This is a genomic window from Cohaesibacter haloalkalitolerans, assembly GCF_003574655.1.
GTDB lineage: Bacteria > Pseudomonadota > Alphaproteobacteria > Rhizobiales > Cohaesibacteraceae > Cohaesibacter > Cohaesibacter haloalkalitolerans.
Genome location: NZ_QNUM01000001.1, coordinates 208,832 through 230,420 on the forward strand (window position 1 = coordinate 208,832; position 21,589 = coordinate 230,420).

15 protein-coding genes and 1 pseudogene are annotated in these 21,589 nt (G+C 49.4%); 9 read left to right on the top strand and 7 right to left on the bottom strand.

The window, feature by feature from the left end; all coding sequences use genetic code 11:
* Nucleotides 1-112: 112 nt before the first annotated feature.
* The 3 genes and pseudogenes from cysK to DSL70_RS00945 form a co-directional block, all read right to left on the bottom strand.
* Entirely contained in the window at nucleotides 113-1,087 is a 975-nt protein-coding gene (gene cysK / locus DSL70_RS00935) for a cysteine synthase A (RefSeq protein ID WP_119306560.1), read from the bottom strand.
* Between the two features lie 273 nt (nucleotides 1,088-1,360).
* A pseudogene (locus tag DSL70_RS00940) lies at nucleotides 1,361-1,546 on the bottom strand (dUTP diphosphatase); the annotation flags it as partial.
* 431 nt (nucleotides 1,547-1,977) lie between these two features.
* Nucleotides 1,978-3,432, bottom strand: coding sequence for a hypothetical protein (locus tag DSL70_RS00945; RefSeq protein ID WP_162916266.1), 1,455 nt, complete (start codon nucleotides 3,430-3,432; stop codon nucleotides 1,978-1,980).
* 233 nt (nucleotides 3,433-3,665) lie between these two features.
* Here DSL70_RS00945 and DSL70_RS00950 point away from each other — a divergent pair, with 233 nt between their 5' ends.
* The 6 genes from DSL70_RS00950 to DSL70_RS00980 all read left to right on the top strand — a co-directional run bounded on the left by DSL70_RS00950 (nucleotide 3,666) and on the right by DSL70_RS00980 (nucleotide 12,053).
* Complete coding sequence (locus tag DSL70_RS00950) at nucleotides 3,666-6,347, top strand: class I SAM-dependent DNA methyltransferase (RefSeq protein WP_119306016.1); 2,682 nt, start codon at nucleotides 3,666-3,668, stop codon at nucleotides 6,345-6,347.
* Complete coding sequence (locus tag DSL70_RS00955) at nucleotides 6,348-8,420, top strand: DEAD/DEAH box helicase (protein WP_119306017.1); 2,073 nt, start codon at nucleotides 6,348-6,350, stop codon at nucleotides 8,418-8,420.
* On the top strand, nucleotides 8,420-9,628 hold the full coding sequence (locus DSL70_RS00960) for a GIY-YIG nuclease family protein (protein ID WP_119306018.1): 1,209 nt from the start codon (nucleotides 8,420-8,422) through the stop codon (nucleotides 9,626-9,628). The genes DSL70_RS00955 and DSL70_RS00960 overlap by 1 nt, the downstream gene beginning before the upstream one ends.
* Nucleotides 9,629-9,947: 319 nt before the next feature.
* Entirely contained in the window at nucleotides 9,948-10,295 is a 348-nt protein-coding gene (locus DSL70_RS00965; protein ID WP_119306019.1) for an antitoxin Xre/MbcA/ParS toxin-binding domain-containing protein, read from the top strand.
* Nucleotides 10,296-10,377: 82 nt separating this feature from the next.
* Nucleotides 10,378-10,491, top strand: a complete 114-nt coding sequence (locus DSL70_RS22850; protein WP_119306020.1) for an integrase core domain-containing protein — start codon at nucleotides 10,378-10,380, stop codon at nucleotides 10,489-10,491.
* A 1,004-nt stretch (nucleotides 10,492-11,495) separates the two neighbouring features.
* Nucleotides 11,496-12,053 (top strand): recombinase family protein, encoded by a 558-nt coding sequence (locus DSL70_RS00980; protein WP_119306022.1) that lies wholly within the window; start codon nucleotides 11,496-11,498, stop codon nucleotides 12,051-12,053.
* Between the two features lie 480 nt (nucleotides 12,054-12,533).
* On the opposite strand, the gene DSL70_RS00985 is transcribed toward DSL70_RS00980, so the two are convergent.
* Nucleotides 12,534-14,258 (bottom strand): UvrD-helicase domain-containing protein, encoded by a 1,725-nt coding sequence (locus tag DSL70_RS00985; protein ID WP_119306023.1) that lies wholly within the window; start codon nucleotides 14,256-14,258, stop codon nucleotides 12,534-12,536.
* Entirely contained in the window at nucleotides 14,255-15,994 is a 1,740-nt protein-coding gene (locus DSL70_RS00990) for an ATP-dependent nuclease (protein WP_119306024.1), read from the bottom strand. Before DSL70_RS00990 ends, DSL70_RS00985 begins: the two co-directional genes overlap by 4 nt.
* Nucleotides 15,995-17,329: 1,335 nt before the next feature.
* Between DSL70_RS00990 and DSL70_RS00995 the strand changes: the two genes are divergently transcribed.
* From DSL70_RS00995 to DSL70_RS01005, 3 genes are read left to right on the top strand one after another with little or no spacing between them, the layout of a single operon-like run.
* The gene (locus DSL70_RS00995; RefSeq protein ID WP_119306025.1) at nucleotides 17,330-18,262 is read left to right on the top strand and encodes a restriction endonuclease; all 933 of its coding nucleotides are present in this window, start codon (nucleotides 17,330-17,332) and stop codon (nucleotides 18,260-18,262) included.
* A gap of 44 nt (nucleotides 18,263-18,306) precedes the next feature.
* Nucleotides 18,307-18,591 carry a HigA family addiction module antitoxin gene (locus DSL70_RS01000; RefSeq protein ID WP_119306561.1) on the top strand — a complete coding sequence of 95 codons (285 nt, stop codon included), beginning with the start codon at nucleotides 18,307-18,309 and terminating at the stop codon, nucleotides 18,589-18,591.
* 57 nt (nucleotides 18,592-18,648) lie between these two features.
* A complete protein-coding gene (locus tag DSL70_RS01005; protein WP_119306026.1) occupies nucleotides 18,649-18,885 on the top strand; it encodes a type II toxin-antitoxin system Phd/YefM family antitoxin in 237 nt (78 codons plus the stop codon).
* Nucleotides 18,886-19,085: 200 nt separating this feature from the next.
* Here the strand turns inward: DSL70_RS01005 and DSL70_RS01010 are convergent, their stop codons facing one another.
* Nucleotides 19,086-21,122 carry an AAA family ATPase gene (locus DSL70_RS01010; protein ID WP_119306027.1) on the bottom strand — a complete coding sequence of 679 codons (2,037 nt, stop codon included), beginning with the start codon at nucleotides 21,120-21,122 and terminating at the stop codon, nucleotides 19,086-19,088.
* A complete protein-coding gene (locus tag DSL70_RS01015) occupies nucleotides 21,097-21,567 on the bottom strand; it encodes a hypothetical protein (protein ID WP_162916267.1) in 471 nt (156 codons plus the stop codon). Before DSL70_RS01015 ends, DSL70_RS01010 begins: the two co-directional genes overlap by 26 nt.
* Between the last annotated feature and the right edge of the window lie 22 nt (nucleotides 21,568-21,589).

Sequence of the window (21,589 nt, forward strand, 5' to 3'; positions counted from 1 at the left end):
ACGCACGCAAACCATAGCACAAATAGAAAAAGACCGCGGCGAGGAATTCTCTCCCGGCCACGGTCTCACAAGGTCTTGAATTGTTTTGGAGCTGAAACAGCCCCCGCTTCACTTAAGCGCCAATGCCATCAAACAAGGCAGTGGACAGATAGCGCTCGGCAAAGCTCGGGATGATGATGACGATATTCTTGCCAGCATATTCGTCCCGCTTGCCGATTTCGATGGCAGCCGCAAGAGCAGCACCGGAAGAAATGCCGACCGGTACGCCTTCCGTCCGCGCCAGATCACGCGAAAAGGCAAAGGCGTCTTCGTTGGAGACGGTTACCACTTCGTCGATCAGGCTGGTATCGAGCACGTCAGGCACAAAGCCTGCGCCAATGCCCTGAATCTTGTGCGGGCCTGGCTTGCCACCAGAGAGAACCGGGCTGTCGGTCGGCTCGACCGCAATCACCTTGACCTCAGGCTTGCGGGCCTTCAGTTCGGACCCGACACCGGTGATGGTACCGCCGGTGCCGACGCCGGAGACCAGCGCATCCACTTCGCCGTTGGTATCGTTCCAGATCTCGACCGCAGTGGTATTGCGGTGAATTTCCGGGTTGGCCGGATTCTGGAACTGCTGTGGGATGACGGAATGTTCGATCTCGCCCAGCAGCTCTTCAGCGCGGGCAATGGCGCCTTTCATGCCCTTCGGCCCCTCGGTGAGCACGAGCTCTGCACCGAGATAGGCAAACATCTTGCGACGCTCGACGGACATGGTTTCAGGCATGACGAGGATCAGGCGATAACCCTTCGCCGCAGCGGTGAAGGCCAGCGCGATGCCGGTGTTGCCGGAAGTCGGTTCGATCAGGGTGGTCTTGCCCGGAGCGATCTTGCCCTCGGCTTCCATCGCCTCGATCATGTTGACGCCGATGCGATCCTTGACACTTGAGAGCGGGTTGAAGAATTCGAGCTTGCCGAGCAGGTTGGCCTTGACGCCATATTTGGCAGCAATCTTGTCAAAACGAACAAGCGGGGTGTCGCCGATGGTATCGATGATGGAATCATAGATGCGGCCGCGGCCTTCGGTTTTCTTTGGGGTATGAGCCATTGTGGGATCCTCGCAATTGGAAACATCGCGCATCCTGTCTAGCCGGATTTGATAAGCTTCGGCGAGCGGGCGGATATTCTTCTCTAACATTAAATCTCTTGCACATAATGTAGGTAATTTGGCGCGAGACTACGAGAAATCCTGTACCAACTTGCGGTAGGGAATAGAAAAATCCGCCTATAATCGTTGAGAAAATCAGAAATTCAGACCCCTCTTCAAAAGAGAGGCCTTCTGTGCCAGAAAATTATTCTACTGAACGGCCCTTATCCGTGGTCATTTCTTCTTGTGGCCGGTCGAGCCAAAACCACCCTTGCCACGCTCGGTTTCATCAAGGCTGTCCACCTCAACAACCTTCATGTGCAGCACCGAGGCGATGACCATCTGGGCGATGCGCATGCCGCGCTCGACGACGAAATCCTCTTCGCCGTGGTTGATCATCAGGACCTTGACCTCGCCGCGGTTACTCGCGGTAGAAAATAGTTACGTAGGTTGGAGAGTTGGCTATTTCCTTTCGTAACGGTTTTTATTCCGTTTCATAAAGCCTCCATTGATGTAGATATGGCCGGGTGTTTTCATATTTGACCCACGTCACTACGATAGCGCGTCCAGATTTCTCACGCTTCGATACGCCTTGGCCGAAGGTTTCTTTGCCTTCCTTAATACAAGAACCTAGGCAACATGCAAACTACAGCCCTGTATCGTATAGAGTTTGAGATAGACAGTATCGATGCAGATGAGTGTCTCGTCGAAATCCTTTATGCTAGGGGCTCTGGCCATTATTGCCAAACACTGGAAGAGCTCTTTCTTTTCTTCATTGATGGGTTTTTGCCATGGGACGATCCTTGAAACCTGTGAGCCGAACAGCGTTACCCTTCATGTAAAACGTGAAACTACTCTTCCCCATCATCGGATTGAGGATATTGGGGTTCGTATCGCTCGTTTGGTGTTTTCCAGGCAAGGAAAAAGTCTAAAGGGTCTTGGGTGCCAATAAAATCTCGAGCCAGCTTGAGACGCTCTTGTACCTCAATTCTTTTGCCCTCTGGCAAACCGTTCGCTTTCTTCTCTGCCTGCTCAAAAAAGCGTTCGATCTCAACAACCCTCCCCCATTCTTGAATAATTGTTTTCAGCTGTTCTTCACTTTCAGTGATGGACTCCTCAACTTTGCGCTGGTCGTCTTTTCTGCGCCAGCGTTCCATCTGCTCTTCCCACTCACGGCGCTTTCGCTCTGCTTCCTGTTCGGCTCTCTGTCGTTCCTTTTTGACCGTGGAGACGCTGCTCTCGATTTTCTTCACGATAGCATCGACATCTTTGCCAAGCAGATCTTTCCCGGTTTCATGAAATTCCAGCACCCAATCTGTACCCCTATACGGCGAGTAGACAACAAGCCGAAGTCGACCGGACGGCCGATCTTCCGTCCTCGTCCATGATCGCTCCAACATATAGCTCGGCAATTTCAGTTTCTGAAACTCAGAAGCTTTGAGGTATTCCCCATTTACATAATGTAGAAGTTTTCGTTCTGAAATTTCGACAATTACCAATCCGAAGCAAATACCATTGACCTCGACGACAGTTGGTCTCAGAGGCGACCATTTTCCATAACTGCTATAATTGCGTGCCTCGCGTTTTTCTCGTTCGTCTATCTCAGGTCTGAAAAATTCTGCGTCCTTGTGTGCGATGGAAACACTGTGTCCCGAGGCTTCAAAAGCAAGAAATAAGTCCTTTGCAAATTGGAGCGATTTGTCGAGACATGCCTGAGAGGTAAATATATCTACCAGCAATTGCTTGTAAGGCTTTAGATATCCTTGACGCTCGATGTTGCGGGTATTTTCGAAATGCTCGCGAGCACCAATCAACAAAGGGTGGAATTTCCGAATTGGCTTCCGGGCTCTTGCCTTTGACCCTGATTTATCTTCCTGCTCTTTGTTAGAACGGGATTTCGCTTTTACCGCCGTTGATTTGGATTTTCCCTTTGATCGTGACGCGATGGCTGCCCTTTTTCGAACAACCTCGGATGGATCCCAGGTCAACAGCGCCTCGCCCGTCGGTTCTGGTAACGGTTCCTGAGGTGGCGCTTTTCCATATTCCAGTTTGCCCCAATAGCCCTGGGGCGGACGTGGAACTTCCATCAACTTACATATCTGAGCAATCTTAAGACCATTGGTTTTGAAATCCTCTCCGATCTTATTCATGGGCCTTGCCCAAACCAGATCGTAAAGCTCCTTTCTGGTTACCATATCAATCAAGCCTTTATTCTTGAACGCCTCTATTTCGACGAATAACGAAATTGGCGTCTGATCATTTTTGTGCAGGTTTTGAAACAGTATCGAGTTTTGTATCAGCGCCAAGTGTTTCCTTTTGCCCAAGTTGTTACACCCGGATCATGGAAATTTGAAAACAACTGCAGTCTTTCTACATCCCTGATTCCAGTAATTCCCCGCCTGACCAGATCATTGGTCTTGTTCAAGAGACCTGTCTGAAGTGCGACCTTCTGGTGACTTGCTGCACATCATGGTTGTTTTTGGTGGCATTTCTCAACCTCGTGATTTACCAATAGGGCAATGTAATTAGAGGCCTATTGATGAACCCGACTGAAATTTTTGACGCGTTAGCTGACATCGCTTCCCAACCCTTTAATGCCGAAGAATTTCCATTTGCATTTGCGGAAGCAACCGATGCAGCGAAAGCGGCCGTTTCCAAGCTACGAAATGGATCGACCAACAAGTCGGATTTGCCTGGTGGGGTTCTTTTCAATAAGAAATTTCACTATGCACCGGCCCTTGTCGGATTGAGCGATGTAACGCTGGACCAACTACGGGACTCCAAGAAGACCAAAGCCTCAAAGCCTGCGATCCTTATTGCGACAGACGGCGAGATGATCGCAGCGGAGCATCCGGTTTCGGGTGATACGCTGCATTGTCGTTTCGAGGAGCTTGGCGACAATTTCGGCTTCTTTCTGCCGGCTGCCGGCAAAGAGCGGTACAGTGCCGTTGAAGAAAACCCTGTCGATGTGAAGGCAACAGGCAAGTTGGCGCGTCTCTATGATGCGTTAATCAAGGCCAATCCGGACTGGGGTTCAGACGAAAGACGTCATGAGATGAACCAGCTCATGATGCGGCTCATTTTCTGCATGTTTGCGGAGGATGTTGGCATCTTTCCTGACAATCAGTTTTCACGCCTGCTTTTTACCTATGCCGGTGATAAAGGCGAAGAAGCGCGGGAAACTATCACGCACGCCTTTCTGGCCATGAACAGGCCCAAAGACAAACGCAAAGAGTTGCCCAGCTGGACCGCTGAATTGGAGTATGTGAACGGTGGTCTGTTCTCTGGCACGATCGATGTTCCGCGTTTCGATCTGGTGGCCTTTCGTTATTTAAAAGAGGCCTGCAAGCTCGATTGGCGCAAGATCAACCCTGATATTTTCGGGTCGATGATCCAATCAGTCGCGGATCCCAAACAGCGCTCTGAGCTGGGAATGCACTACACTTCGGTGCCGAATATCATGAAGGTGATCGGCCCACTGTTTCTTGATGATCTAGATGCCGAGATTCAAAAGTCTTGGGACAGGTCCAAAGCCTTGCAACAGGTAATGGATCGGATGTCGCGCATGCGCATTTTTGATCCAGCCTGCGGCTCCGGCAACTTTCTTGTTGTTTCCTATCGTGAGCTGAGGGCCCGGGAAACCCGGATCCTGCAGCGATTGGAAGAATTGAATGGACCCGGTTCGTTACAAATGTTCTCTGCCATTCCGATAAGCAATTTCTACGGGATCGAAATTGACGATTTTGCAGCAGAAACAGCAAAGCTAGCCCTCTTCATTGCGGAGTATCAGGCCAATACTGGCTTTGCCAATGTGTTTGGTCGGCGCCCAGCCGCTTTGCCTTTAAGAGACTCGGCTGAAATTCGAACGGCAAATTCTTTGCAGCAAAATTGGGATGAGGCATGTCCACCGCCGGCTCCGGATGAACAGGTGTTTATTGCTGGGAACCCGCCTTGGGTTTGGTCAAATGATCAAACAGATGAACAAAAATCCGATATGAAATTGGTCTTTTCAGAACACACCAAAACATTTTCGACGCTGGACTATGTATCTTGCTGGTTTGTAAAAGCAAGCACCTACATGAATTCACACCGATGTGTTTCGGCATTTGTTTCCACAAATTCAATTTGTCAGGGACAATCTGTATTCTATTTATGGAATACATTAAGAAAACTTGGAATTTCGATAAAATTTGCGCATACAACATTCCAATGGTCAAATAATGCCAAATCAAACGCAACGGTCGATTGTGTCGTGGTGGGAATTCAGTCTGGCAATAGTGGTCGCTGCAGAATTTTTTCCGACAATATTGCGTCTGAATGTCGCTCGATTTCTCCCTACCTAATTCCAGATATCGATGTCATCGTCAGAAAAGCGAGCCATAGTTTATTTGGTTTGCCTGTCATGGACTACGGCTCCAAACCTATAGATGGTGGCAATTTGATTATGAGTGCTCAAGAAGCGGAGTCTCTAGTCGAGAAACATCCGGAAGCAGAGCGGTTCATTAGAAGGCTTTACGGATCTGAAGAATTAATTCACGACAAACTTCGCTACTATCTCCACATAGACGATGAAGCATTGCCAAACGCGAAGGCAATTCCCGAAGTGAAGAGAAGAATAGAGGCCGTACAAGATATGCGCCTCAAGAGCTCTGACCCGGGCGCTCAGAAGTATGCGGACCGACCACATCAGTTCAGAGAACATCGCTCTATTGAGAGTATCGCAATTTATCTACCTGCCGTTTCATCTGAGAATAGGCCTTTTCTGACCCCAATCACAGGTGGGGCTGAGACCGGCTGCACAAATCGGAATTTTGTTCTTTATGATGCGCCTGTCTGGAGTTTTGCAATCATCTCCAGCACACTGCATCGCTTATGGGTTCTAACGGTATGTGGTAAATTGCAAAAGCGCCCAAACTATTCCAACACTCTTGGCTGGAATACCTTTCCTGTGCCGAAATTTACTCAAACGCAGCTAGACGCTCTCTCCGCCTCCGCACGCCGCATTTTGAAATGTCGCTATTCTCATCATCCCAAAACAATCGCTGAGCTTTATGATCCTGACAAGATGCCGGACGATCTTCGTGCCGAACATCAAAAGAACGACGATCTTTTGGAGGAGATGTATATCGGTCGCCCCTTCCGCAACGACACGGAACGCCTCGAAAAGCTGTTCAAGCTTTATGCTGCCAAGATCAAGTCTCTTGAAAAGAAAGCTCAGTAAATGGTTGAGATGCTCAATGTCACCTATGGCAAATCGACGGCAAAAACCAACGCTCTTGGTCAACGCCCCATGCAGGCACGCGCCTATGATGCAAGAGCAGCACAATTCCTGCTGCTAAAGGCACCACCAGCAGCGGGCAAAAGCCGCGCTCTCATGTTTATCGCTCTGGACAAGATGCTTCATCAAGGGCTCGACAAAACCATAGTCTGTGTTCCCGAGACGTCCATCGGCGGTTCCTTTCGCTCGACAGACCTGCAGAGTTACGGTTTTGAAGCTGATTGGGAAGTTGAGGATCGCTGGAACCTTTGCCTCTCGGGGGATGACGCTGACAAGGCCAAAGTGAAAGCATTCGAAGCTTTCATCGAGAGTGACGCCAAGGTCCTTGTCTGCACACATGCAACATTCCGGTTCGGTTTTGATGAAGTGATGAAAAATCGTGGGATCGATGCTTTTGACAACTGCTTTGTCGCCATTGATGAGTTCCACCACGTTTCCGCATCCGACAATAACCGTCTCGGCGTTATTCTGCGCAGCCTGATCAATCGCGATCAATGCCACATCATGGCGATGACAGGCAGCTATTTCCGCGGAGACAGTGACCCTGTACTGCGCCCCGAAGATGAAGACCGGTTCCGCAAGGTCGTCTACAGCTATTACGAACAGCTGGAGAGCTATGAGTTCCTGAAAGCGCTGGGCATCAACTACGAGTTCTATAAAGGCAATTATGTAAATGGGTTGCCGGGCGTGCTTGATCCAGACAAGAAGACAATCATTCATATCCCTCATCGTGGTTCATCCGAGGCCTTTGACGACAAATTCAATGAAGTCGGCAAGATCATAGATTCTATCGGAACCATCGTGGGGCGGGATCCTGAAACCGGATTTGATCTTGTTCGGCGGCCAGATGGTCGTGTGTTGAAGATCGCAGATCTGGTTGACGATGGGCCTGGACGAGACATCGTCAAAGTCGCCTTGGCAAAAGAATTAAAGAAGCCAGACGGAAAACGAGACGATGTTGCAGATAGGGATAAGGTCGACATCATCATCGCTCTGGGCATGGCCAAGGAAGGTTTCGACTGGGTTTGGTGCGAACACGCTCTGACGATCGGTTATCGATCATCCCTCACAGAAATCGTACAGATAATCGGGCGTGCAACTCGTGATGCACCAGGGAAGCCACGCGCGATTTTTACCAATCTGGTCGCAGAACCCGGCGTCGAGACCAGCGTCGTTACCGACGCCGTCAACGATATGCTGAAAGCCATTTCAGGCTCGCTTCTCATGGAGCAGGTTTTGGCACCCAATTTCAAATTCTACCGTCGAGAAGACGGAGATGTGAGAGCTCCAATCGATATTGATGAAGAAGGCGTCATAACCATCGGCATCAAGGGCCTTGTCGAACCTCCTACCGCCAGAGCCAAAGAAATTTGCGAGAAGGATATGGAAGACCTGATGGCCACCGCTTATCAGGAAATGGATCGTCGAGTTCTTTCTCCGGACACGGCCCCTGAAGTGGCAACCCAGATGGTCCTGACAGAGATTATTGAACGCCGATATGATGGCCTTGATGATAATGAAACTGAGTCTGTAAGACAGAATCTGGCTGCACGCATGAACATTCTTACACTGGCAAGGCGTGATGCTGAAAGCGGGTTTGCAGAAGCTCAGGAGGCCTTTACCGGCACCCCGAGCACCGAGGATGCCAGCGAAGAGGAAGTGCAAGACAGTGCTCCCAATACGCTGCTCCAGATGGTCAAGAAGTTCATCAATGTTCGGGATATCGACATTGAGCTGATAGATAGCGTCAATGCTTTTCAAGAGCGTTTCGAAGTTGCTTCTAAACAGCTTAATGCTGAGCTTCTATCACACGTTCAGACTGCTATGGTTGCGCTACGCGTAAACATGACGGGCGATGAAGCGCGAACCCTGTGGCCTCGCATCAAAGCCTTTCGCGCAACAGAAGGCAGAGAACCCAATGTCCATTCGCCCGATCCTCTCGAGAAAAGAATGGCCGAAGCCCTCGCATGGCTAAAAGCCGAGAAGGCGAGAAGAATGCGTGAAGGTGCTGTGTGATGTCCCGTCCCACACTTGATGATATTTTTGCGGAAAATGATGAATACGGGCTGCTGGAAGTCAATCTGCGTTCAGGCCACTCTTCTTCAACTTCGGATCATGGGGTTGGTACCCTAAAACAGGTTGGTGCGTTTTTCGAGTCCCATGGCCGCATTCCTGATCCTGATGCAGATGATCTGGATGAAATGCGTCTTGGCTCTATCTGGGAAGCGATCAAGAAAGATCCCACGCCGGAAATGCTGGAAGCTGACCACTATGACCTGCTGAAAAATGCTGTCACTACAAACTCGAAGTCCTGGCGCGAACTTCCCGATGAGGTTGACGTGCCCGCAAGTCTGGACGACATATTCGACGATGATGATCTTGATATCGATATGTCGCTAATCGACCTGAAGCACTCCACTCCTGCATCCGAGCGACACTTGCCAGACCACAGAGCAGAATTTGTTCCCTGTCCGGATTTCGAACAGTTCAGAGAACGCTTCGAAACAGTTCAACAAGAAATGGATGACGGGACACGACAGGTTCTCCCTGTCAAAAAGTGGGCGATCATCGAGCCGCTGGAAGGTGATTTTTTTATCAGAAATGGCCTACTTGCGATGATCGCAGAGAAGTCAGAGATGACACAACGCGGCGGCGCGCGTGAACACCGTTTGAGAGTGATCTTTTCGAATGGCATGGAGAGTGATCCGCTGATGTCATCATTTCGCAAATCGCTGAACGATGACAAGACAGCGCGTACAATTCAAAAGCGAGGCCTTGGCCCTCTTGATCCTGAATGGGAAAACGATCAATTAGAGCTGTCTGGTACCATTTATGTTGCTCGGTCACTCTCGGAAGACCCTGCGATCAAGGAGCAGCGAATGATCCTGCACAAAATTGGTGTTACCAGTCAGGATGTTCGACGAAGGGTCGCGGACGCTAAAAATGATCCAACTTTCTTGTTGGCTCCCGTTGAGATTGTTGCGACCTACGAGCTGCGAAATTTATCCCGCCGAAAAGTCGAGAACCTGCTCCATCGTTTCTTCGCACCAGCGCAACCGTCACAACTGTTCGTGTTGGATCGATTTGGCAAAAAGGTCTCTCCAAAGGAGTGGTTTTATGTTTTGCCGGAGCATATCGGCCAAGCCGTAAAACTGATTCAGGACGGAACCCTGCATCTGTATCAATACGATGCTTCGACGCAAAAGATATCAATCAAGACTTAGAATCTTAGATTTCAATGAGAACTGATGGAGTGCGCGCGCCCGCACGGCAGCATCTAAACGAGCCAGACAATCTGGCTGCTCACTGGCACCGTTGCTGCCCTCGATACGGTTCCCTGCAAATACAGTAGGCCATCATCAATCGAATGCAATCCAAAATCGAATTTTTCGGTCAACTGTTGGCCCAGTATCTTTCAAATGCGGCATTGGGCAGACAATGGTATTTGGTCAGAGGAGGCTTGAATTGTTTGAATGACAAGCACAGACTGTAATTGTCTCAAACGGAATTCTGCGGCTAGCCTTTCAAAAAGGTTCTTCAAATATGCCAAATAAGCCCAGCGATAGTACAAAACCAATTGTGTCCGCACCGGAAATTACCGCACGGTTTGGGATTACGCAGGCAGAATTGGCGCAGTTGACCGGAGTTGATCATCGTGCATTTTCTAAGAATGAGGTTAAACGGAAATTGGATGAAGCAGTTAGGCCACTAGCACGTATATTCACCATGGCGTCCGAAATGACAGGATCTGATGAACAGGCAGCTCTTTGGTTTAAACATAAGCCAATTCCTGGTTGGGCAGGAAAAACTGCATTTGATTTGGTTTCCGCGCGGAAAGCAGATCAGGTCCTTGCTTATTTGGAGGCGGTACAATTAGGTGCCTATTCATAAATTGATTGCAGCTGTTTAGGTATTTGATCCCAGGCTTTGATGATGCCTCTTTCTCATCAGAGATGGCTTACGGGCCTGTCGGATGATCAAGGACTGGATGGTATTCTACAACACCAAACGCCCACATTCGGCGCTTGCAGGGCGGGAACCCGACGACGCATACCGGGCCAGCTTGGATGAGCAACACGCAGCATGAAACCTAAACACGATACACCTTAGAAATGCTGCGAACCAGTCCGAAAAAATGGGACCAGTTCAAAGATTGAATTCGCAAAACAGTGAAGCCTGTACCCCGCTCTGATGGCCCATCATGCCCCGCCCCTCCATTCTCAAATGAATTGAATCAGGACTTCAACACCAAAGCAACGCCTACTTTTTCAACGGAATCGGCCCAATCTGGTCATTCAGCTGTCGTCATGATCCTAGAAGCGACATCCTTATTACTGACATTCGAGCAACCTGCAGCATTTTCAGCGACCAGATGACAGGTGAGCGGACGAAGGGGACATTCGATGCAGTGCAACGTTTTCGCAGTGAATTGAGGATGGGCCATCGTAGTCTCCTTGCCTCATTTTTAGGGGACAAGGTGTCTACAATTCTAGGGGCAATTCAGAGCTATAGCAGAGGCTATCGCTGTGCTCGAGAAAAGAACATCGAGTTCACTGGCCTAAGTGGCAGGAAGACTGAGCTTCTCGACTGCTCCTCAGAGTTTTTGCAACAGAGCCGAGAAAAATTGACCAAAGGCGAGAAAGGAAAACGCTATTTGTTGCAAAATAACAAAAAACCCCATCGCAAGGATGAGGTTTTCTGCTAGAATTTATTGCTTATGACAGGATCCCAATTTTCAGGTAGCAGCCGCAGCCATCTACACTCCTGTATCTCTTCGTCTTTCGACTACTTTACCAACTAAATAACTAATTGGTGCATGAGGAGGGCGTTCTCACCTCATAAGCTATGAGGCATATATCGCATTTTTCCTCCAAAAATCAAGAGTTTTGCGATCCATGCCCGATGCTTTTGTCTCAGCTAAGAATTTTGGCCACCCATAGTTGAGACTGAAGTCCAATATTCGCATGTGTGGAGTCTTAAAATTTATAACATAGTAGACACTTCCCTGCTGGCACGATACAGTGTCTCTTAAATCGTAAAACGCATCCTTAATAGACGATTTGTCTATGAATCGATTTAGAAGACATTTCCATGCGACTGTTCGGCTACGCTCGTGTTTCGACCTCCCAGCAGTCTCTTGAGATCCAGGTGAACGCCCTCAAGGAAGCCGGCGTTCTGGAGAGCCGGATCTTTTCTGACAAGGAGTCAGGCAGTCATCTCGACAGGGAAGGTCTTCATCTGCTCCGGATCAAAGTGGAGGGAGGGGATGTCATCCTGATCAAGAAGCTGGATCGTCTCGGCCGAAACACCGAAGACATGATCAAGCTGATCAAGGAATTCGACCAGATGGGTGTATCGATCCGGTTCCTCGATGACGGCATCAGCACAGAAGGCACGATGGGGAAGATGGTGGTCACCATTCTGTCTGCGGTTGCTGAGGCCGAGCGGCAGCGGATCTTGGAGCGTACCAATGAAGGTCGACTGGAGGCCAAGGCCAAAGGTGTTCGCTTTGGTCGCAAACCAAGCGTCGACCGGAAGGCTGTTCGCACTCTCTATTCGCAAGGTGTGGGAGCAACTGAGATTGCCGGTCGGCTCAAGATCGGGCGTTCGACCGTCTATAAGGTGTTGGGTTCTCAAGCCGAGGGCTGAACGGCGGCTGTGCGGAGATTCCGTTGAAAAAGTCGATATTCACTACTTCAAATCAGGTATTGTAGAACTTCATTCCCTTGTTCTTAAAAATCTGGATTTTAATCCGCTTCAGAGTCATTGTGAGAAATTGAATTCTAGGATTTAGGCAAGAAATTTGAATGCGGCCCTTTTTCAACGGAATCCGGACTTTCGAGACGTTCACTGCAGCGCCGAAATTTCATGGTACCGGCGGGCTGTCCTGGCAAATCGGGCGGGAAGCTGTCGTTCGCTGCGCTGGACACGAACGGCAGCAATGTACAGGAAGAGAATTTTGCCAAGTCTTGCAACCGACTCAAAGTCGAATGTTGCAACAGTTGAATGCTGCAAGGCGGCACTCACAGAAGAGGAGGTTAGCAACCCAGCCCGGCATTCGCGGCGAAACCTGTCCATAGAGCCCTATGTGTGGAATCAAAAACCCCCTCCGGCTGGCTAATCGCGAAGCTATTTACCACCGGCTCTTTTAAAACCAAGTGCATGAAGTTTATGCGCGTAATTTCCAATGTTGGCGGCAGGAACGCCCAAGACAAAAAGATCGCGCGCTCTCGTGAGTGCGACGTACCCAATCTTGCCTACCTCAGTATTCGTTCCTTCGAGGAATTCATCGAGATGCGAGCGGTTGCAGATATACAAAACCCCTCCGATGCTTTCCCCTTTGACTTTGTGAACGGTCGAGACGCGGAAATTTGGCAGATCCTCCCCTCCTAAATCAGCGCCTCGAATAAGCGGGCGATTGAATAATTTCCGTTTGGCCAGCTTAGCTTTCCAATTGTCTCCAGCCTTCAAACCGTAATCATCGGAGAGCGTGGTGAGAAGCGCTTCCATCCTCTCGCGAAGCGCTGGCTGCCACTCGGTCTTTGCCACAAGAGAAGCGGACGGCAACCCGCTTGTCGCATCTTTCACGAACGTCCACAGCGTCCTTCGCAGCATATGGGAACTCTTATCATCGCCTCTGCAGCTGACAAGGTCGGAGAGTAGATCCCCATGAGTCTCGTCTAGCAAGCCTACAACGCCAGCGCAGCAATGCTTGAAAGCGTCACCGTAACGGAGGAACTTGTCTCTTTCGATCGCGGCTTCCACGAATTTTCGTAAGACGCCCTGTCCTTGTATTTCTTCACTTCCTGCCCACTCGTCAGCCCATTTTGCCGACCTACAGAGCACAGCTGCATCATTAATTGATATACCTGCATCTTTTAAAAGCGCCGCAAAGGACTTCAGCGCACTGTCTTTTTCTGTCTTCTTGTATGCAAAATAATATGCACCTGACAGAGTTTCCGGTTCTGTGCGCTGAGGGTTGTCGGTGCGTCCTGAAAGTTCATTTGCAATTGAGACGATGCTCGGAACAGATCTAAAATTGATCTCGAGCGTCCGACCCTCAACATCTTTACGATCCGCATATTGACCAAGAAAAGTGCCTGTTGCCCCCGAGAATTCATAGATACCTTGGTTTACGTCCCCAATAAGGGATACCTGTGAGCCGGCATCTTGCAGTGCGGTAAGGATGAGTTCGTGCAGCTTGCCGATGTCTTGTGCTTCATCAACAAGAATGTGCGGATAGCGGCGCGCGAGAGCACGCTTGACCAATGGCTGGTCTACAAGGACTTTGAGAGCCCAAAGGTTTCCCAGTGCATGCGAATAAGCACCAATTTGCGCCAGCTTGCTTATGGCGTCTTTGGCTGTTTTCTTATCAACCACGGTGTTGGCTCGTCCAATTTCATATTGAAGCCCACCTCCTTCCCTGCTTGTGAGTTTAATGTCAGTTGTTGGGTGTGGCCTTTTGTCAATCCAAACTTGGAAGCTTGCTAAGAAGGGCTCACTACCGTGCACGAGGAAAGGCGTTCTGTTGCACTTCATAGCGAGATGCCCATGGGGGCGGATAATATTTGAGGTAATGAAAGCGTCGACCGTTGATATCTCGATGCCTCCTTTGCGAACGAATTTGGCTTCCTCCTGCAATAGGGCATCGTAGTCCCGATTGAAGGTGTCAACGGCCACGTTGGAAAAGGATAGAAGAGCAATGTGGCCGTGGTTATCTTCAAGTAGCTCGCGCATAGCCGCGAGCCGCCGCACTGCTGTCGTTGTCTTTCCGCTCCCAGCGCAAGCGGTAACCGCCATTGACTTGAGGGGCGCCTCGATGATCTCCCGCTGTTGCTTCGACAAATCGATCATGGTTTGCACGCATGCTTTACGGCTTCAGCGATGTAAGTTGGGATTGCAATCTTAAGATGGTTATCATCAATTTGTGCTGCTAGTGCCTGTGCAAATGCTCCCTTCTGCACATTCTTTTTCCCTTTTGGTCGTTCGAACATTCCCGAAAACAGCGCCTCTGCTTTCTGGCGATCATCCACTTTCGATCCAACCTCAACTTCCAAATCAGCGCCGATGTTGGGATGTAGTTCCTTTAGGGCCGCCAGCATGGCCGATCTGTTTTCTTCATGCAGGGCGAAATCGTATTCAAAAGTCTTCTGTCCATGAAAGATTCTGACAAACGTGTCCTCATGCGTCTTCATATCCTTCGTGTTGCTTGAGATCGTGATGGCTTCGGTTGCAGACGGATAGTGAGCGTGGCTTTTGCCGTGTTCATCGATTATGACTGGATCTGCATCCGTGATGACAGCAACAGGTACTTTGATCGCTTTTTCTCCAAACAGAGGCAAAAAGGAATCGAAGTTCAACCCCTCAACACTGATCAGGCTAACACCGTAATTACGCAAGTCATAGCCAGCCTTCTTTGCCAGCAGATCTATCATCATCAACTCGGCTGCGCCTTCCACAAAGATGATGCGACGTGCGAAGAATAATTCAGCGCGTGTTACGTCTAGGTATCGCATCAACTTCTCTTTTTTGCCCTTTGCAAAACTAACTGCCCTCGGATGAAAGACATCCACACCTGTCTCGGTCTCGACAAGGCATTCGACAACGTCAAGATCCGCGATGCTGGCAAAGTTTGGAGAGTGACTTGTCACAAAGACTTGGACGGATTGCTCGCCTTCTGCGACTTCTATTTCTGACAGGTACCGCAATAATACGGCTTGTAACTGCGGGTGGAGGTGCGCCTCAGGCTCTTCGACAATCAAGCTGCGATAAGCCGAGTCTGCATTTTTTGCAAGTTCGCTTAAAACCACAGCCATAAAGATCAAGTTGTTGTAGCCAAGGCCGTTACGTTCGATTTCGAAATTGTCGACTAGTAGCGAAAGGCGCGAGGCAAATTTTGTGAAATCAGATCCGCTGAGTTCGACCGCAAGCAACTGGGCAAGTTGATCGCCTAACATGCTCTTGTGGCGCCCAATTATCGCTGCTTGTGTCTCAACAACCGGCTTTAGCGCTTTTATCTCTTTGTCGAGATTTTTGAGCTTCTCGGCGATCTGTTCTTTGCCTGCGTCATCAGAAAGAATATGCATCAAGCGAGACAACTGGCTTGAGCGACACGGCCTAAGTCCAAGCTCTGCATCGCGAAGTGGTTGCAAATACACGCTACGCAGGTTTTCCAACATGGTGGAAGTCATTGCGATGTCATGATGGATGCCGCAAACTTTTCTCGACCTTAGCCGCCCGGATTTATCCGCATTGCCATAGGTTACCCTGATGAGAACCTCCGCATTTCCGTCGCTATCTATCTTCAATCCATGCAAGAAATCGGCTTCGTCATCGAGCGATAGATCCTTGAAGACATAGTCAAAGTCAATGTCTCCCGCAGCGGCTGCTCCCTTGGGGAGGTGGATGTCGTCGACACTGAAGCGCGGATAGGGGGCATCGGTCCCGGCTAGAAGTGATCTCAGAGCGTCAACAACGGCTGTTTTCCCAATGTTGTTAGGCCCAACTAAGATGTTTAATCCAGGCGCAAACTCTACCGTTGCAGATTTTATTCGGCGAAAATTGGTGATGGTAAGTGATGCCAGATACATTTCTGGTCCTTAAAAAAGTTGCATTTGTATCTTTGGCGAATCAAATTGCGATGAGCCCAGTATTTTCCAAAATACTTTCATAATTTTACCGGCACTTTCAACTATCAATTGTAGCGATGAGCTGATCGCCTTCATGCTGTTTCTTCCAATTTCGCGCCATGCCTGCGGCTTTCAATGAAGCATGCAAACTAACTACCGCGGTCGCGCTTTAGTAGACCGCCAAGATTGGTACATTGCATAGGTCTCAAGGTTCCGCCTCTGCGCTTGAAAACCCAGCAAAACAAACTAAATCATAGTGTTCTTCGCCCACACGTCAGCCATGCCTCAATGATCGTTCTGCGCTGGGAGCGGTCGTTCCCTGCGCTTCGTGCGAATGGCGGCTCTGGGCCGCAGTTTCCGAGCGCCCCTTTCGCGCATGCGAAACACCCCGCTATTTTCAATGTCGAGTTTGGGCTCAAACCGGACTGGTACAGTGCATTTTCACCGGAAATGGCTCATCTGGGGCCGTGATTGGTATTCGCGGCCCAGTCCGGCCGTTCGTTCCATTGATCAGCAATGCGCTGCACCCCCTCCGAAGCAGACATTTTTCGAGCCCGCAGTCAGAAGCCTCTGCCTAGGCGAGTCAAACTAGCCATCGGAACAGAATATTCCAAAGCTATTCCGAACGACGAACCCAAACCGATGGATCATCGTTGGGCTCTCCTTAAAACTGGCAGAGACTTGGGGCGCAGGTCACGGACACTCTGCGTTCGACCAAAAACTCTGAAGAGGCTGTGAGATTGGCTGTACGATGAAAAAATTAGAAAGAGAGTATCATTCCAGATTTTTAAATCAGTTGGCTGAAGAGCCAACTTCACACAACATACCTGCGGCATGTCATCATAGACACTCAGTCTCAGAACAACTCTTCGACGACCATTAAGTATTCAAGTTGTTCTTCACGTATCAATCTTCCCCCTTTCACAATTATCCAAGACATATTAAGTTGCCCGCAGGATGGATCTATTCACCATCCCGGGGCGTGAGAACCCCTCACGAAGCGGCCGATGTCGGCCGAAATGACATCTCCTCGATCTTTGGTCGGGGAGGCTTCAGCGCATGTCCAGAGCTCCGGCTTAAAGGCTGTAGCGGTCGTCTTCGTGCGGCTTCTCAACTCCCCGGTCACCAAGTCATTCTTGGTGACCAATTCCTTGGATTGAGAAGAGTAGGGAGTGCAATGTCGAGCTGGAACCTCAAGGTAAAATCAACTGAAACAGCATGGTCTCGCGTAAAAGGCCAAAGCAGAGCATCGTGTCAAAAATCATTGGCATCGCAAAACCATAAGCGCACGGCAAGATGACCATTCCAGGCTATCAATCATTAATGCTTCCGGTCTTGCGTTATGCGGCTCAGGCGGAACAACGAGTTCCGCCTCTTGCCGAGAAGATTGCTGTCGACTTTGATCTGTCAGCTGCAGAATGCGAAAAGATGCTACAGAATGGCGGCCAGAGTATTCTCAAAAATCGGATACACTGGGCGAAATACTATATGCACAAAGCTGGATTGGTTGATTGTCCCGCGCGAGGACGTTTCATCGCCTCCGATGCAGGCAAACGACTGCTGGCAACAAATCCGCAGCGGCTGGACTATCAACACCTTTTGTCCATCCCACAATTTGCCGCTTACCATGCGGCGAACAAGAAACAAGGAAATGTTGCCTCTACACGTTCGAAATATGGTCACGATACAGCGAAAGAAGCATCGACCCCAGAGGAGCAGATTGAAGATGCATTTGTAGCCCTTAACACGGCTCTTCAAACCGAATTGCTTGATCGAATTCGGGAGAATTCTCCAGCATTCTTTGAGCAGGTAATCGTCGATCTTCTCATTGCCATGGGATATGGCGGGTCTCATAAAAACGCAGCAGAGCAATTGGGCAGATCTGGGGATGGTGGCGTGGACGGCGTCATTAATGAAGATCGACTGGGTCTTGATCGCATATATGTTCAGGCCAAGAGACATGCTTCGTCGAACAAGATCGGAAGGCCGGACATGCAGGCATTTGTTGGCTCTCTGGTTGGTTTCGGCGCAACAAAAGGTGTTTTCGTGACCACTTCATCCTTCACTGACAGTGCGACGAAATATACGAGAAGTCTGCCACAACGCGTGATACAAATAGACGGAGTCCGGTTGGCGGAGCTGATGATTGAACATGGTGTGGGTACCCGAGCCTATCGCACCATTCAGGTTCAGCGCCTAGACGAAGACTTCTTTTCTGAAGACGGATAGAACCGGCCAGCAGAATGTTCCCCGGCGCGAATAAGGACAGAGCAATGCCGAAATCATCGAATATACCGACGGATCATTTGCCAAACCCTCATCCTGGAGAAATTCTGCAGGAAGAGTTTCTGAAGCCTATGAACCTGAGCCGGGACGATCTTGCACGAGCTGTTCATGCACCTTGCAGACAAGTTGACGAGATCGTTCTTGGAAAACGAGCGATTTCTGCAGATATGGATCGACGATTTGCCCGCTACTTTGGTCTGTCCGAGGGCTTTTTCCTCGGGCTGCAATCTGATTATGATCTGTTGGAACACCGGCGCGATACAGTCAAATGACCGGTTCGTCATCGCTGACGGTACAAAAAATATCGTAGAGAAAATCAGGGTTATAATATGCAGGTCAATATTCTCGAAGCGAAAGCCAAACTCTCGGAGCTTGTCCAGAGAAGCGTTGCCGGCGAAGAAGTGATTATCACCAAAGCGGGTGAGCCTCTTGTGCGACTTATCAAATACGAGGTAGAGCCCAATCCTCGCAGGTTGGGCCTTTATAAGGAGGCTGGTATTTCAATGGGTGAAGGTATCCATGATGGTGATGTCGAGCTCGCCGTTATGTTCGGGATGGAAATATGATGAGGCGACCGCTTCTGGAAACTCTGTCATCATTGGCGGTACAGAAACTGGGAATCCGCGTTACCAGAAGAGACATATCGTCCATTTCTTAGAAATTGGCCCTATGGGCCAATGCGTCTCAGTTCGGCTTGACACTTGGCGGTCCGCTCGAACCAAGACGCGACCAAACGGACACTCCGTAAACGTACTGAGAACTCAGTTCAGTTTTTGCGCATTATATTGCTTTGACTCAATGCAATTAGCCGCTCAGATAGCGTTGTTTGCCGCATCTCACTTTCGGCACGCTGCAAGCCAGCTTCGATACTGTCCAAATCACCAATCAGGACAATTTGTTCAACTGCCCTTGTTATTGCCGTGTAGATCAATGACCTATCAAGGATCCTTGATTGGAATACAGGAATAATCACGCGGTCCCATTGGCTTCCTTGAGCCTTATGAACACTGATAGCGTAAGCAAGTTCTATGTATTCAGCGTCATATTGGGTCAGTTCCAACTTTTGACCATCCAAATCAACCAATGCTTTGCCATCAGGCAGCCTTCTAAGATATCGCCCCATAGACCCATTCTGAAGATTGCGATCATAATCATTCTTAGTCCAGATCACAGGATCTCCCACCTTGATATCTAACCGACCTGGAAAGCTATCTCGACTATTACCACGCCAGTTTGAGAATGTGTGATTGATAGCTTCAATGCCTGCATCTCCAGCCTTGATGGGACTGATGATTTGCGTTTCCCCCCTTGTAGAGGTGATTTCTTTGCCAACATTCATGATGCATTGAATGGCATCGCCAACTTCACAAGGAACAAAACTCACACCTGGCGCACGACCGTCAAATGACTTCAATTCAGGCATTCGCCCAGTTCTGATTGCTTTTGCAACAATTGGAATTCCACTTGAATCTGTCTGACGCAAAACCCGATCAAGAAACGTTCGAGGTACCATGCTGGATTCGATCAGTGTATGGAATACAAGACCAAATCCGATCGGGGGAAGCTGAGCAGGATCACCAACAAGCAACAGATTGCCTTGTCCAAGGCGCCTTAAAACACGATAAAAAGTGGGCAAATCCACCATCGACGCTTCATCAATAATGACACAGCTCTCTGGACCAAGTTCTGTGAAGTCATCACTAAAGCTCATCAAAAACTTCGCAATTGTAGATGTTGGCCGCCCAGTGGCTTCTGAGATGCGTTTAGCCGCACGACCCGACAGAGCCATCAAATGCAATTCTCGACCATAAGTCTCAGCAAGATCAGCAATTGTTCTGAGGACCGTAGTTTTACCAGCACCAGCATATCCGGCAAGAAGGCTCAAACGGTTTGTTAAAGCCATGCCAATGGCCTCCCGCTGCCGGTCTGTCAGAGACCATTGTGACGCTTCGTCAAATGATGCTAAAAATTCATCAATCTGATGTGGTTGGATTTGACTTGCAATCAGATCTGTTTGTGCTGATTGACCTGCAATTTCCGTGATCCGATCCGCGCAATAAGCTTCCATAAGGGCTGCTCCAACAGGTTGAAGCCCATTCCCCCACACCATTGCCCCAGCGTCATCCAAAGCAGCTTGAGCTGCCTTGAGCGGATCACTTTTTCCTTGGAATAACCGATTGATCTCATTGCGAAGCTTTTGCCCTCGTACAATCGTGTGCTTTTCATCAAGGCCTTGATAAAGGACTGCTTCAACTGCCCCTACCTGCCATCTGCGATCATCGACAGTCAGGCCCATGGCTCTGGCAATGCGAACAACCTGTTTCCATCCAATCCAACCCACCAATAGAAATGGATTGGCCCGGATAGAAGAAGCGCCTGCGGCTCCCCATGCTTTTACAATGTCAGCGGCAATCTTGGCATCAACGCCAATTTCATCCAGCCATTGAGCCAGATCCATTTCTGCAATCATTTCTGGATAAACAGCCAGAAGCGTATCTGCTATCTTTTCCGGCAAAACTTGATAGATAATAGCTCGACTATTGTGGCCTTCTTGCCCCATCGAAACTGAAGACAAAACCTGATGAAGCGAAGCGCCGAACGTCTTGCGAAGAGCAGCCGCACGCTTTTCACCTATTCCTTCAAAACGAGGATCTCGGCATAAAACTCGCTCCAGAGTGGAGACTGCGTAGAGGTGCTCAATTGCCCCTTCCCGTAGAAAAGTCTCATTCTCTTCAGCGATGCAGTGGCTCCGTGTAGCAATTAAACAATCAGGTTCCTTATTCAGATTTCCGATATTGTTCATCAAAAAATCCCGGTTCAAGTTTAATCCGACGCCCCATCGGCACCTGCTCGTTTAACAAAACACCTGCCTGTTTCATCTTACGCTTGAGATCAAAATTCTCTGCCTTCAAAACGGCAACCATCTGTCCAAGCCGATTGTTCTCCTGCTGCAACCTGCGCACTTCTGCTTGATCCACCTCGCCAATTGAAGCACCAGCAATATCACTTGATCCATTGCGACGTTCTTTGATGCTGTACAACAATCCCTTCTCGGTCGCGTAGTCACGCAGCCTTTGCTGGAAAGCTGGGTTGTCTTGAAGCACATGCCGCCCCACTCCCTTGGGCCCGATACGCTTCAGAATCTCCATATGAGCAAGAGCACCTTTGTTGGTTGGCAAAATCTTGCCTTCCTGCTCTGAGGCATCAATCAATTCCTCAAGCCATTGGAGATTCTCGTCTCCCGCCATTGCCCCCCGCCGTTTTGCCATC